Origin of the sequence: Alicyclobacillus kakegawensis NBRC 103104 (assembly GCF_001552655.1) — a bacterium.
Lineage (GTDB): Bacteria > Bacillota > Bacilli > Alicyclobacillales > Alicyclobacillaceae > Alicyclobacillus_G > Alicyclobacillus_G kakegawensis.
Map to the genome: position 1 here is coordinate 82,465 of NZ_BCRP01000012.1, position 13,392 is coordinate 95,856.

The 13,392-nt window shown below is 63.1% G+C and carries 12 protein-coding genes; 8 read left to right on the forward strand and 4 right to left on the reverse strand.

All coding sequences use genetic code 11. The annotated features are described in order from the left end of the window. Positions 1-236 precede the first annotated feature (236 nt). The 5 genes from AK2_RS10705 to AK2_RS10725 are packed head-to-tail and all read left to right on the forward strand — an operon-like array spanning position 237 to position 6,126. On the forward strand, positions 237-800 hold the full coding sequence (locus tag AK2_RS10705) for a (2Fe-2S)-binding protein (RefSeq protein ID WP_083521094.1): 564 nt from the start codon (positions 237-239) through the stop codon (positions 798-800). Next, positions 797-3,145, forward strand: coding sequence for a xanthine dehydrogenase family protein molybdopterin-binding subunit (locus AK2_RS10710; protein WP_067934185.1), 2,349 nt, complete (start codon positions 797-799; stop codon positions 3,143-3,145). Before AK2_RS10705 ends, AK2_RS10710 begins: the two co-directional genes overlap by 4 nt. After that, a complete protein-coding gene (locus tag AK2_RS10715) occupies positions 3,142-3,996 on the forward strand; it encodes an FAD binding domain-containing protein (RefSeq protein WP_067934187.1) in 855 nt (284 codons plus the stop codon). Before AK2_RS10710 ends, AK2_RS10715 begins: the two co-directional genes overlap by 4 nt. After that, a complete protein-coding gene (locus AK2_RS10720) occupies positions 3,993-4,934 on the forward strand; it encodes an AAA family ATPase (RefSeq protein WP_067934189.1) in 942 nt (313 codons plus the stop codon). Before AK2_RS10715 ends, AK2_RS10720 begins: the two co-directional genes overlap by 4 nt. Then, positions 4,927-6,126: a vWA domain-containing protein gene (locus tag AK2_RS10725; protein ID WP_067934192.1), complete on the forward strand. Its 1,200-nt coding sequence runs from the start codon at positions 4,927-4,929 to the stop codon at positions 6,124-6,126. The genes AK2_RS10720 and AK2_RS10725 overlap by 8 nt, the downstream gene beginning before the upstream one ends. 75 nt (positions 6,127-6,201) lie before the next feature. Here AK2_RS10725 and AK2_RS10730 read toward each other — a convergent pair whose 3' ends face one another. Next, a complete protein-coding gene (locus tag AK2_RS10730; protein WP_067934194.1) occupies positions 6,202-6,849 on the reverse strand; it encodes a nucleotidyltransferase family protein in 648 nt (215 codons plus the stop codon). A gap of 5 nt (positions 6,850-6,854) precedes the next feature. Next, entirely contained in the window at positions 6,855-7,862 is a 1,008-nt protein-coding gene (moaA, locus tag AK2_RS10735; RefSeq protein WP_067934197.1) for a GTP 3',8-cyclase MoaA, read from the reverse strand. A gap of 286 nt (positions 7,863-8,148) precedes the next feature. On the opposite strand from moaA, the gene AK2_RS10740 reads away from it, so the two are divergent. After that, entirely contained in the window at positions 8,149-9,255 is a 1,107-nt protein-coding gene (locus AK2_RS10740; RefSeq protein ID WP_067934199.1) for a carbohydrate kinase family protein, read from the forward strand. A gap of 21 nt (positions 9,256-9,276) precedes the next feature. On the opposite strand, the gene AK2_RS10745 is transcribed toward AK2_RS10740, so the two are convergent. Continuing rightward, positions 9,277-9,540, reverse strand: coding sequence for an AbrB/MazE/SpoVT family DNA-binding domain-containing protein (locus AK2_RS10745; protein WP_067934201.1), 264 nt, complete (start codon positions 9,538-9,540; stop codon positions 9,277-9,279). 534 nt (positions 9,541-10,074) lie between these two features. Between AK2_RS10745 and AK2_RS10750 the strand changes: the two genes are divergently transcribed. Beyond that, complete coding sequence (locus AK2_RS10750) at positions 10,075-11,010, forward strand: MltG/YceG/YrrL family protein (protein ID WP_067934203.1); 936 nt, start codon at positions 10,075-10,077, stop codon at positions 11,008-11,010. Between the two features lie 27 nt (positions 11,011-11,037). Continuing rightward, on the forward strand, positions 11,038-11,961 hold the full coding sequence (locus tag AK2_RS10755) for a VOC family protein (RefSeq protein ID WP_067934205.1): 924 nt from the start codon (positions 11,038-11,040) through the stop codon (positions 11,959-11,961). Here AK2_RS10755 and AK2_RS10760 read toward each other — a convergent pair. Then, positions 11,930-13,243 carry an ATP-binding protein gene (locus AK2_RS10760; RefSeq protein WP_067934207.1) on the reverse strand — a complete coding sequence of 438 codons (1,314 nt, stop codon included), beginning with the start codon at positions 13,241-13,243 and terminating at the stop codon, positions 11,930-11,932. The genes AK2_RS10755 and AK2_RS10760 overlap by 32 nt on opposite strands. Between the last annotated feature and the right edge of the window lie 149 nt (positions 13,244-13,392).

Sequence of the window (13,392 nt, forward strand, 5' to 3'; positions counted from 1 at the left end):
GACGCGCTTTTTCATAGTCACATAGGATTGCGATAATAATACCCGCGTGCTACCATCCAGATCAAAAGACACCCGTACACGGAAATGCCAGAGCGCGGGCTCGGTCAGGGCGTGACTGCGGCCGCAAGCAGGAGTGGAGATAGAGAATCAGGGGGTTCAGTCAGGACGACGCTTCTGATTCTGGACAAAACGCCAAAAAAGGAAAGGACGAACCAGGTGCGAAGGAGGAATGGCGTTTGGAGGGAAGCAAGTGTTCCGTCACGCTGTCGGTCAATGGGACGTCCTACACGCGGGAGGTGGAGGCGCGCCTCCTGTTGGTCCACTTCCTGCGCGACGAGTTGGGGCTGACCGGGACGCATGTCGGCTGCGACACAAGCCAGTGCGGGGCCTGCACCGTGCTCTTGGACAGAAAGGCGGTCAAGTCGTGCACCGTGTTGGCGGTGCAGGCGGACGGGTGTGAAGTGACGACAATTGAAGGCCTCGGCCGCATTGACAAGCTGCACCCGCTCCAGGAAGGGTTTTGGGAAAAACATGGGCTGCAGTGTGGATTTTGCACACCGGGGGTGATTATGACCGCGGCCGGGCTCCTGGATGAAAACCCGCATCCGACCGAGGAGGAGATCCGCGAGGGGTTGGAAGGGGTCATCTGTCGCTGCACCGGTTACCAGAACATTGTCCGGGCCATTCAGTACGCGGCCGACAGGACGCATCAGGCTGAACCTGAGCCCGTGGTCGAGGTGGCGGCCTCAGCGCCGACCGGCGCCCAAGACTCGCTGCGCCAGGAGGGGGAGGACGCATGAGCACGGTGTTTGGACAGGTGGTCAAGCGTCGCGAAGACCCACGTTTTATCACCGGCCGTGGGCAGTACACGGACGATGTGCAGCTGCCCGGTATGTTGTATGCAGCGATTCTGCGCAGCCCACACGCGCATGCGCGGATTGTCAGCCTCGACGTCGAGGGAGCCAAACGGGTTCCGGGGGTCGTGGCAATCTATACGGGGCGGGACCTGGCCGAGCCCATGGGCACCGTCCCGACGGCCTGGATTCCACCCGAATCCAGTCTGAAGACGCCCCCTCATCACGCGCTTGCGGTCGACAAGGTGCGCTACGTCGGCGACGGGGTCGCGATGGTGGTCGCCGACAGCCGTTACGCGGCGCGCGACGCGCTTGACCTCATTTCCGTGCAGTACGAAGTGCTGCCCGCCGTGGTGAACCAGGTGGAGGCGATGCGGGACGGGGCTCCTGTCCTGCACGAAGAGGCGCCGGACAACGTGGCCTTCCACTGGCAGATTGGCAACGTCACGGACGAGGTGTTCAATCAGGCGGAGGTCGTGGTTCGACACACCATCCGCCAGCAGCGGTTGGTGCCCAACCCGATGGAACCGCGTGCCTCGGTCGCTCAGTACAACCCAGCGACAGGGGAGTTGACAGTCTGGGTGACCTCCCAAAACCCGCACATCCACCGCTTCATACTCTCCGGCATTCTCGGCATCCCTGAGCATCGCTTGCGCGTGGTCGCAACCGATGTGGGGGGCGGTTTTGGTGCCAAGATCGCCGTGTACCCGGATGAAGCCCTGGTGGCGTTTGCGGCGATGGATTTGGGGCGTCCGGTCAAGTGGACGGAGGACCGGCGCGAGCACTTCCTGGCGACCACGCACGGCCGCGACCATGTGGAGGAGTTGGAACTGGCCGGTACACGCGACGGGCGCATCCAGGCTATTCGCGTTCGCGCCTATGCCAACATGGGAGCGTACCTGTCCACCGCGGCTCCTGGGGTACCCACCATCCTGTTCGGCCTGATTGTCCCTGGGCCGTACACGATTCCGTACGTCGGCGTGGACGTGTATGGGGTGTTCACCAACACCACACCCACCGACGCCTACCGGGGCGCTGGACGGCCGGAGGCGACGTACCTGCTGGAGCGCATGGTTGATTTGTACGCCCGAGAAATCCGCATGGATCCAGTCGAGGTGCGCCGGCGGAATCTGATTCCGGCGGATGAATTTCCCTACCACACGCCGACCGGGCTGGAGTATGACAGCGGCAACTACCATTTGGCGTTGTCGCGGGCCTTGGACATGGCCGATTACGACGGCTTCCGCCGCAAACAGCAGGAACTGCGGGCTCAGGGCCGGCATGTCGGTGTCGGGGTGACGACGTATGTGGAGATCTGCGGGCTCGGCCCTTCCCAAGTAGCCGGGGCGGTCGGCTTCCAAGGCGGACTGTGGGAGAGTTCCACAGTGCGCGTGCATCCGACCGGCAAGGTGACTGTGTTTACCGGCTCCTCACCGCACGGGCAAGGCGAGGAGACCACTTTTGCCCAGATTGTGGCCGACAAACTCGGGGTGCCGGTGGAGGATGTCGAGGTGGTGCACGGTGACACAGCCCGCATCTCCATGGGCTGGGGCACGTACGGATCGCGCACGACCCCGGTGGCCGGCAGCGCGCTGGCGGTGGCGCTGGACCGGGTGCTGGAGAAAGCGCGCCGGATTGCCGCGCACATGCTGGAAGTATCGACGGAGGACGTGGAGTGCGCGGATGGGCAGTTCTACGCCAAAGGGGCGCCGAGCCGCAGCGTCAGCTTCCAGGACGTGGCTCTCCAGGCTCACATGGCCTGGAATCTGCCCCAGGGCGTTGAGCCGTCTTTGGAAGCGCAGGCCTTCTATGACCCGGCCAACTTCACGTACTCGTTTGGCACCCATATCTGCATGGTTGAGGTGGACACGGATACGGGCGATGTCCGTATCGACCGCTACATTGCGGTGGACGACTGCGGGCGCGTCATCAATCCGATGATTGCGGAAGGCCAGGTGCACGGCGGCATCGTCCAGGGCATCGGCCAGGCCCTGTGGGAAGGGGCCGTGTATGACGAACAGGGGCAGTTGGTGACCGGCACGCTGATGGACTACGCGATGCCGAAGGCGCGTTTCTTCCCGAATTTTGAAACTGCGTTCACCGAAACCCCGTCGCCACACAATCCGCTGGGCGTCAAAGGGATCGGCGAAACCGGCACAATTGCCGCGACGCCTACGGTAGTCAACGCCGTGCTGGACGCCCTGGCGCCGTTTGGCGTGCGGGAAATCCAGATGCCGTTGACGCCGGAGCGTGTATGGCGGTCCATCCAGGAAGGGGGGCAACGCTCATGATTCCTCAAGCGTTCGCGTATCGACGAGCCAGTTCTGTCGCCGAGGCGATTGCGATTTTACAGGAGGACTCGGGCGCAAAACTGCTCGCGGGCGGGCACAGTCTGCTGCCGCTGATGAAAATGCGCCTGGCCAATCCGGCGACCCTGGTGGACATCAGCGGGGTGAAGGAGCTGCGGGGGATTCAACGCGTCGGCGACGAGATGGTCATCGGCGCGTTGACCACCCATGCCGAGGTCGCGAAGCATCCGCTCATTCGCACCCACCTGCCCGCGCTGGCGGAAGCCGCAGCGCGAATTGGCGACCTGCAGGTGCGCAACCGCGGCACGATAGGCGGCAATCTGGCCCATGCCGATCCGTCCTCCGATCTGCCGGCTGTAGCAATCGCCTACGACGCCCGACTGACTGTGATGGGACCAGCGGGGCGGGACGTACTGGCGGCGGAAGATTTCTTCCTCGGGCCGATGGTGACCGCCCTGCCGGACGGGCAGGTGATTTCGTCGGTGGCGGTGCCCATACCGGCGTCCAACACGAGGAGCGCGTACGTGAAGTGTCCGCATCCCGCCTCCGGCTACGCGGTGGTCGGTGTGGCGGCGGCAGTGGCCGTGTCTGCCGACGGCACTGTGGAACACGCGCGCATCAGTGTCACCGGAGCTGCCGACTGTGCGTACCGCGCCCGCCAGGTGGAGGAGGCGTTGGTCGGCAAGACGGCTTCTCTGGAAACCGTCCACGAAGCCGCCCAGTACGCGGCGGAGGACGGATGGATAGGATCGGACGTGTACGCGTCGGAGGAATACCGCCGCCATCTGTGCTGTGTCTATACAAAGCGGGTGTTGCAGAAGGTGTTGCTGTGAATCATCCGTTTACGGGCCCTGACGATGTCGAGCGGGCGTTTGCACGGGCCGGCTACATCGCAGACACGGCGCTTGCCACCAGCGTGTTTTTGGCCCTGGCCCTCAAGCGGCCTTTGTTCCTCGAAGGGGAGGCGGGTGTCGGCAAGACGGAAGTGGCCAAGGTGGCGGCCGCAGTGCTTGACCGCCCGCTGGTCCGCTTACAATGCTATGAGGGAATGGACAGGGCCAGCGCCCTGTATGAGTGGAATTACCCGTTGCAGCTCCTGCACATCCGCCTGTGGGAGCGGACGGCGGAGGACGCCGCTGGGCGCGCTGCCCTGGAGCGCGAGCTGTTTGGGCCGAAGTTTTTGCTGCGCCGGCCGCTGTTGGCTGCGGTGGCGCCCGACGGCCCGGCTCCGGTCCTGTTGATTGACGAGGTCGATCGTAGCGACGAAGAGTTTGAAGCGTTCTTGCTTGAGGTTCTGGCCGAATTTCAGGTGACCATCCCGGAACTGGGGACGCTGAGCGCGCAGGAAGAACCGCTGGTCGTCCTCACCTCCAACCGCACGCGCGAGCTGCATGACGCGCTCAAGCGCCGGTGTTTGTATCACTGGCTGGACTACCCGTCTTTCGACAAGGAAGTGCGCATTGTCCGCGAACGGGTAGCCGAGGTGTCGGCCCAATTGGCGGCCAGCATCACGGCCTTTGTTCAGCGCCTGCGGCAAGAACCGCTGTTCAAGGCGCCCGGGGTGGCGGAGACAATTCAGTGGGCGGAAGCGCTGACAGCGCTTGGCGCCAGACGCCTGGATGCGGAGCGGGTGGAGGCGACGCTCGGGTGCCTGCTCAAGTACCGGGACGACTTGGACCTGTTGCTTGGGGACAAAGGCGCCGATTCCTCGCCGCTGCGGCGGCTGTTGGCCGAGGCGGGCGCTGTGGCCGGGAGGCAGGTGGATGGTTGATCCGGAGCTGATTGAGGAAAACATGCTGGTGTTCCTGCGGGCGCTGCGGGCCTGCGGCTTCTCCATCGGCGCCGAGGAGGAGACGGCGGCGCTTTCGGCCCTGGCGGCCGTGGGCCTGGACAAAGAGGCAGTCTGCCGCTTTGCCGTGCGGGCGGTGGTGGCGAAACGGGCGGATGAGTTCTTCGTTTTTGACGCCCTCTGGCGCCAATTCTTGCGCACACTCCGCGGGCCGTCGCTGCCGTTCCTGGCGGAGAATACCCTGGCGGCCCATGTGGCGCGTCTGCGGGCGCAGCGGTGGCAAAGGCCGCAGGTCGTGTGGCTGGGCGCCAAGGGACGGGCCGAGCGCGAGGGAGAACGACCAGACACGCGAGAGAACGAGCCGGTCCAGGTGAATTGGCGGCGGGGTGCCAGTCACCAGGAAGCACTGCGCCAAACCGACTTCGCCCGTCTGACCGAGGCTGAGCTGCGGCAACTGGCCAGCTGGTCGGAGGCGGTTGGTGGGCCAATGCGGCTCGGCAGGCGCTGGCGCCCGGATCGACGACCAAGACGGATGGACCTCGCCCGGACACTGCGCACCAGCTTGGGGCACGGCGAGGTCCTGCGCCTGCTGTACGCGGCCCGCGCCGTCGTGCCGCGGCCTGTGCTGATATTGTGCGATGTCAGCGGCTCCATGGAGCCGTACAGCCGGGCGTTGCTCAGTTTCGCCCACGTGCTGTTACAACGACGAGTGCCCTTAGAGGTGTTCGTTTTCTCCACGCGCCTGTCGCGCATCACCCGCGAGCTGCGCCAGCACAGCCCCAACCGGGCGCTGGCGGACGCCTTGGCGCGGATCCCCGACTTCGCCGGTGGCACGCGGCTGACCGAGGCGTTGGCCGAGTTTCGCCGCCAGTACGCGCGCCGTATGCTGCAGCGGGGGGCGTACGTACTGCTGGCAACGGACGGATTTGAGGCAGCCTCCGCGGAGCCGGAAGGAGCCACGGCGGACGCCAGCCAGCGCGGCTTGGCCGGGGAGCTGGCCTGGTTGCGACGGTGGACGCGGCGACTGGTCTGGTTGAACCCGCTCGCGACAGATTCGGCCTATCGGCCGGCCACGGCAGCGGCACAGGCGCTGCTAGGGGCGTGCCACTCGGTGCGGCCGGCCGGAAACTGGGCCGACCTGGAGCAGGCTTGGGAATGGATACTGCGAGCGTAATGCGGATGGGGCAACAGGGCGCTGATTGCCTGGCTCCGCCCGTTGCATCCGGATGCGCGCCGGGTGTGCTTCCCATTAACGGGGACGACTGTCTCCGCATGCCGTCAATACCTCGGCCAGGGCCGCAGGGGTGTCGACATCCTTGCCCCACCATGGGTTGGCGAAGTCGGCCCAAGTGAGCGCGGACGCGTGGCGCGACACGACCGACCGGGCGCCAACGTCCCCTTGCAGCTGCAGCAGCTCCGGAAACACAGCGTTGTCAAACAGCACGGGATGGCCCGGCTGGCCGGCGTAACGGGAGCGCACGATGAGAATGCCGTCCGCTCGTTTCTCAGCGTAGCGGGCGCACAGTCGGGCCACCACGCTGGCAGGCAGCAGGGGTTGATCCGCCAGCAGCACCATCACAGCGTCGCAGTGCGCCATCACCTCCCGCAGACCCGTGCTCAGCGAGGAGGCCATGCCTGAAGCGTAATTTGGATTTTTCACCAAGCGTATTCCTGGCAGGCCGGCGAGGGCGCGCCGCACCTGCAGCTCATTGGGGCCCACCACGACGACCACCGGCGCCAATCCTCCGGACGTCGCCGCGGCGGCCACGCGACGCACAAACGGAATACCGGCCAATTCTAGCAGGGGCTTGGGTCGGCCCATGCGGGTGGACAATCCGGCGGCCAGCACGATGCCGGCCACGCGCGGGCTCGAGGACTCCGTTTGGCTTTGCTCCACGCCTATCACCCCCCGATGTGGGACATCTCCACTTTTGGCTGTTGACTGGTGGCTTGCGTCCTCAGTTCGGAGTACCGGTCCCGGCGCTCACCCCACAATTGGCTGAGCAGTTCCAGCAGTTCGGCATCGGACGCGCCGGCGCGCAGCGGCGCACGCAGGTCAAACCCGTGCGACGCAAACAAGCAGGTGTACAGCTTGCCTTCGGCCGATAACCTGAGGCGCGTGCATTGACCGCAAAACGGCCGTGTCACCGAGGCGATGACGCCGATTTCGCCCTGCCCGTCGGCATAACGAAACCGGGTGGCCACCTCACCTGGAGTGCGCGGGGGCACGGCTTCCAGCGGCCAACGCTGGTGGATGCGGCGGAGGATTTCTTCCGCCGGAACCACGTCATCCAGCTTCCAGCCGTTGGAGTTGCCCACATCCATGTATTCGATGAACCTCAGGATGCAGCCACTGCCACGAAACCACTCCGCCATCGGGATAATGCTGTCCTCGTTCCAGCCGCGTCGGACCACCATGTTGACCTTGACCGGGCGCAAACCCGCCGCGTGAGCGTTTTCAATCGCCTGCAAGACTTTGGCGACCGGAAAATGTACATCGTTCATCGCCATGAAGACGGCGTCGTCCAACGAATCCAGGCTGATGGTGATGCGCCTCAGTCCAGCGGCGCGCAGGGCGACCGCCTTGTCTCTTGTCAGGAGCGATCCGTTCGTGGTCAGGGCGATGTCCTCGATACCGTCGATCTCGGCCAACTGGGCGACCAACTCCTCCAGGTTGCGGCGCAACAGAGGTTCCCCACCGGTCAGGCGCACCTTGCGGACGCCCAGTTGGGCCGCGATGCGAGTGAAGCGGACAATCTCCTCAAACGTCAACAGAGCGGTGCGCGGGAGGAAGGCGAAATCGGGTCCGAAGACTTCTTTGGGCATACAGTATCGACAGCGAAAATTGCACCGGTCCGTGACCGAAATCCGCAAGTCGCGCAGGGAGCGTCCCAATGCGTCCGTTGGCAACGCGCATCCCTCCTCCGGCTAAGGGCCAGCCGTCACTTCGTCCTGGTGATTCATTCTTTCATGATGGTCGCTCGTCATCCGGTTTGGGCACGCTGTGCGTCTGGCATGCCCACTTTTTCAATGCACGGAAATACACGGACATCCCGCAGAGGCCATTAGAGACCATTGTTATTATTTTATTATATTTTATTATAGGAGATCATGAAGGACAGCGTACACGTGAGCTCGTGGTGGGAGCTGTCCATGCATCCATAATCCATGCATACATAGGCCTGAGGTGAGTCATTTGCAAACGGGCATACGTGCCAATTTCCAGGACAGAACGCAATTTTCCGCGGCAGGTCAGCCCCTCAAGGTCATCGCGCTCGGGGAATTACTCATCGATTTCACCCCGGTCGAGACGCCGCCCGTCGGTAACCATCTGGGGGTACCGGTGTTTGCTGCGAATCCGGGCGGCGCCCCGGCCAACGTGTGCGCAGCGTTGGTTCGGTTTGGCGTGCCGGCTGGCTTTGTGGGCATGGTCGGACCCGATGCGTTTGGCCAGCAACTGAGGACCACATTGATGGATTGTGGCGTCGACACCGCTGGACTTGTGGTGTCTCGGACGGCGCCTACGACCTTGGCGTTTGTCCATCTGTCGCCAAACGGGGAGCGTACGTTTCACTTCTACCGCCACCCAGGGGCCGACACGCAGCTTTCGACGAAGGACATTGACTGGAATCGGGTGGCCAGTACACCGCTGTTCCATTTTGGGTCGGTTTCCCTGACCGACGACCCAGCACGGCAGACCACCCTGGCGGCGGCGCAGACCGCGAAGCAGGCAGGCCGGGTGGTTTCTTTCGACGTCAACCTGAGACCCCCGCTGTGGAAAGACCTGGAGGTAGCCCGGCAGTGCATTCACGAAGGCTTGACCCTGGCCGATGTGGTCAAGGTGTCCGAAGAGGAATTGATGTTCCTCTGTCCGCAATGGACAGCCAGGGCCGAGTCCATGTGGGAGAGCGATGGCCAACGCCAGCGGTTGTCTGCAGGCTTCGCCGATGCCATTCGTCGCTTGGCGGACGCGTACCGAGTGCGTGCTCTGTTGGTCACACTGGGAGCGGACGGATCGCTTGTATATGTACCCGGTGAGGAGGTCATCCATGTTCCCAGTGCACCGGTGGAGGCGGTCGATACCACCGGTGCCGGGGACGCGTTCATGGCCGGGGTGTTGGCCCGTCTTTCGGAATTTGACTTTGATCTCGATGCGCTGACACCATCCGATTGGCTGCGTACACTCCGATTCGCCAACGCGGCGGGGGCGCTGACCGCGACAAAACGCGGGGCAATTCCCGCGCTTCCGAGCGAAGCGGAGGTTTGGGCCTGTCTGAGCCGCCACACCGGGGCGCCTTGGTAGGCCCCAGTGGCCCATCGGTGATTAGGACATGCGCGCCATTGCCAGTTGTTGCAGCTCTTCGCGGCACTCGCGGCAGATCATGCGTCCGTGGAAGGACTCAATGGACTCGTCCAGATTTCCACAAAAGATGCAGGCAGGTTCGTAGCGCTTGAGGATGATGCGGTCACGATCGGTATAGATGGCCAGCGGGTCTTTGATTTCGATGCCGAAGGTGCGGCGCAGTTCGGCCGGGATGGCAATCCGTCCGAGCTGATCCACCTTCCGGACTATGCCTGTGGTCTTCATGTCCGGTACCTCCCATTTCTGCATTGGTCCTCATATACTCCGTCTCCGGCAGCGGAAATGTGGGGGTAACTGGACACGGATTCCCACAAGTAAAACCGCTTTCCAAACGAAACGGCATTGATCCTGCATGGGCCAAGCCTCGACCGACAATACTACAGGGCGTAAGGGAGGCGGATGTGCGATGCTACCGCAGGCCTACGTATCAAGGGTTTCCGCATGAGGCGTGGTTGCGACGACACAAGCGCTACCTTACAAGCAGGGGCGGCCAAAGTGGCCGCCCTGTTGCTGTTTGCAGCCCGTCTGCGCTGGCCTTGGCCGAGCCCTCGGCGCCTCTCGACAGCACCGCCAGGTTACAACGCCCAGTGAGCAGGTAGATCCTGATGCTTGACAAGCTCCAAGCAAACAGCCTATGGTCAAAGGGATAATGACCTGAGATGATACGAAACGGGTGAGCCCCTGATGGGGCTGGTGGATAGACAGCGCGGGTACTGAACAATCTTGCCCGCATGCTCAACATTTGGAGGAGGAGAATCCGTGGCCAATCCGGAGTTTCAGTCGTTGCAACCTCTGTACTCGCTGCTGAATTCGGCGGTTGCCATGCCGTTTGCCAAAGCAGCACGCGAACTTGGCTGCGCGGACTTGCCGCAGACGCCGTTTGTAGATGAGCTGCGGCCTTATTTGGACACCGCGGCGTTTGACAAACCCAACACTCCCGATATTCGCGCCGACGTCTGGAGGGCTGTCCTGCATGGGCGTGTGCTGGCGGTGGAGCCGTTGACCGACGGCGGTATGCTGTTTCACGTACGCGCGCGCCTCTCCGGGGGGTTGTGCATCGATGTGCGGCTGCGCTATCGCTCCGACGAGTGGCGAGTGCAATCAGTGACATCGATTCACCATGTGCCGTTCACGCGCACACGCGCCTTTGCCCGCATAGTTTCAGGGGCCTGTGTGGTGGTTGCGGGTTGCATCGGGTTTTTCTTGGCTGACAGCCTGCACCACGGTGACAAAACGTCCGCGGCCGCGGCTGAGCTGACCAAGCAGGGGGTGGAATCGTGGGCGCAGAGTCACGGCTATCAGTTGGTGAAACCGGGCTCCCAGTCCGCTTCGACGTCTGCCGCCACATCCTCCTCGGTGGGCGCGGGAAAAACGGCGAGCGGGGATAAGGCATCCTCCGCTTCGGCCAGTGACAAGCAAACCGCCGGCGCCGCGAAGTCCACATCCCCGTCCAGTCAGCATGCGGCTTCCATCGCGCCGAAAACCTACACGTACACTCTGCGCCTGGGAACGCCTGTGCACGACCTGTCGGTGTTTTTGCAACAGCACCATTTGGTCAAGAGCGCCATCGCGTTCGACATGAAGATGAAGGACACGCACGCGGACCAAGACCTGCGCCCGGGGACCTACACGTTCCGTTCGAACATGAGCGAATCGGACTTGATTCGCGTCCTCAAGGCGGGCCCCAAGTCGTAACGCTGGCGCGTCCAAGGGGGATGTCATATGCGGTTTGTGCTGGATCACGTTGTCCACGCGGTGCGCGACGCCCACCAGGCACGCCGTACCTTTGCGCATCGGTTCCCCCTGGCGACCAGCGAGGGCGGGCGTCACGAGACGTGGGGAACATACAACACACTGGCTCATCTGGGATCGGTGTATGTGGAATGGGCGGCGGTCTTCGATAGCGCCCTGGCCGCCGCCAACGAGTTCGGCCGCTGGTTGCTCTACGATTTGGCTCGGGGAGAAGGGGTTTCGCAGCTGGCGCTGCGCACCGACGCCCTGGACACGGTGGCCGATGCGTGGAGGCGGGCAGGTCTTCCGTTCGTGGGCCCAGTCAGAGGGCGACGCCTGCGACCAGACGGGCTGGAGTTGACCTGGCGCCTGCTATTTCCGGCGCGCGAGGCGGGAGAGAATTTCCCGCTGCCGTTTCTCATTGAGTGGGGGTCGCGTCCACAGGGGTCTGTATCGGCGGACAGGACAGGGCCAGCCGCACCTGGCCAGTTACGGAACAGCGGCCACGGCTCAGAAAAGGAGCCGGGGGACGCACCGGTTGCGGATGGCAACCTCCGCCTAGCGCGCATGCACGCACTGGTGCAAAGTCCCGCGCGGACAAGTGAGCGGTTGTCTCAGTATTATGGTCCGTTTCTCCCTCTCCCGGAACTCCGGGGGGAGGCGGTGGTCTGGGATGTGGGTGGCGCCTCGCTCTGCTTGTGGCCGGCCGCATCGCGACGCCTGCCGCGGTCCGTGGAGGTACTTGCGATCCGCGGTGAGCGGGTGGTTGCGGTGGACCTGGCCCGAACTGTATCGGCAGAATCGGCGTCCAGCGGCGAGGGTGGACAGTCTCTGTGCCCATCAGCCCCGGAGAAGGGACACTTGCTGCATGGGCTGTGGGTTTCTATGGTCCCGCAGTCGGCAGGTAAATCGTGAAGCGGGTGCCGAATCCTTTTTCACTCTGCACCTCAATGCGGCCGCCCATATCGCGGATGATGCGGTAGCTGACCATCAGGCCCAGGCCGGTGCCGGATGTTTTTGTCGAGTAGTAGGGGGTGCCCAGCCGTTCGATTTCCTCTGGCGTCATGCCGACCCCCGCGTCGGCAATGACCAAGGCCACCTGCTCATGTTCACGGTGCCCATAGATGCGCAGGGTTTCCCCTTTTGGCATCGCTTCGATGCCGTTCTTTGCGATGTTCATGAGCGCCTGGTCCAACCGCTTGGGGTCTCCCCATACATACAGCTCGGGCTCGCACAATTCCACGATGTCGATGCCGCGCAACACCGCGTAGGGCGACATCATGTCCACCAGGAGTCGCACTCGTTCCCGCACGTCGATCCGCGTTTTCTGCCCTCCGGTGGATTTGGCCATTGCCAGGTACCTAGAAATGATGTCTTCCGCCCTATCCAATTCTTGTATGCTGGTTTCGATATACATACGCCGCTTCTCGGGCGGGAGGTCCGCGTCTCCCAGCAGAAGCTGCAGAAACCCGCGAACGACCGTCAGTGGGTTGCGGACCTCGTGGGCGATGGAGGCGGCCAATTGACCCAATACCTGGGTCTGCTCCATGTCCTGTACGCGCCGCTGCATACGCCGGAACTCGTTTTGGTGCTCAATGATGGCCACGGATATCCAGGCCAGGATTGAGTGGGCGAGCAGGTAGACGCTGTCGAGGAACAACCGCTCGGGTGCGAAAAGGTTCCGCTCGCCATCAGCCATTTGGAACAGTGTTGTCGTCACCAGTACGGCAAAGGCTGCCGTGCTCGTCAACAGGACCGCGGTGGCGATGCGTCGGCGCCGGTTTTGGTTCCGGAAGTTTCCGATGACCACGTACAACGCCGGCAGCACATACACGTAGCTGATGAGCGTCGGATAGGATCCAGCACCGTGCAGTATGGCCTGATAGGCGTACACCGTGAGGGTCAGGACCATGCACGCCCAGTATCCTTGATATATACTGGAAATCATCCATGGCACAGCGCGCAGGTCGTAACTTTGGTGGGCGATAGATGCGGGAAATGTCATGCACAAGAGTATAGACACGACTGAGCAGGCGGTGGCGATGGCCTTGGCCTGCACGCTGTCGATGTGCTCCCGTTGATGGATGATACCCTGGCAGACAAACAACGGCACCAGGATATTGGCGATGTTCAGGAGTAGGTCTTTGGCCTCGGTCAACCCGTTCAACCCCATGTACGTGATCCCTTTTTCGTGCATCCTCTTCTGTGTTGCGCATGCTGTCGGTTGTCTGCATGGCCCCGGGGTGCGCGAGAGGGCCGCTCAGGCGCACGAATCCGCGGATTCACGCAACTCAATGTTCTATTCTACACTATGTTTACTCTTTCGGGGAAAATGACGGATCACTC

Coding starts and splice junctions, on each gene's coding strand:
- AK2_RS10710 (WP_067934185.1), top strand. CDS start 797: ATGAGCACGGTGTTTGGACAGGTGGTCAAGCGTCGCGAAGACCCACGT.
- AK2_RS10715 (WP_067934187.1), top strand. CDS start 3,142: ATGATTCCTCAAGCGTTCGCGTATCGACGAGCCAGTTCTGTCGCCGAG.
- AK2_RS10725 (WP_067934192.1), top strand. CDS start 4,927: ATGGTTGATCCGGAGCTGATTGAGGAAAACATGCTGGTGTTCCTGCGG.
- AK2_RS10745 (WP_067934201.1), bottom strand. CDS start 9,540: ATGAAGACCACAGGCATAGTCCGGAAGGTGGATCAGCTCGGACGGATT.
- AK2_RS10755 (WP_067934205.1), top strand. CDS start 11,038: ATGCGGTTTGTGCTGGATCACGTTGTCCACGCGGTGCGCGACGCCCAC.
- AK2_RS10760 (WP_067934207.1), bottom strand. CDS start 13,243: ATGCACGAAAAAGGGATCACGTACATGGGGTTGAACGGGTTGACCGAG.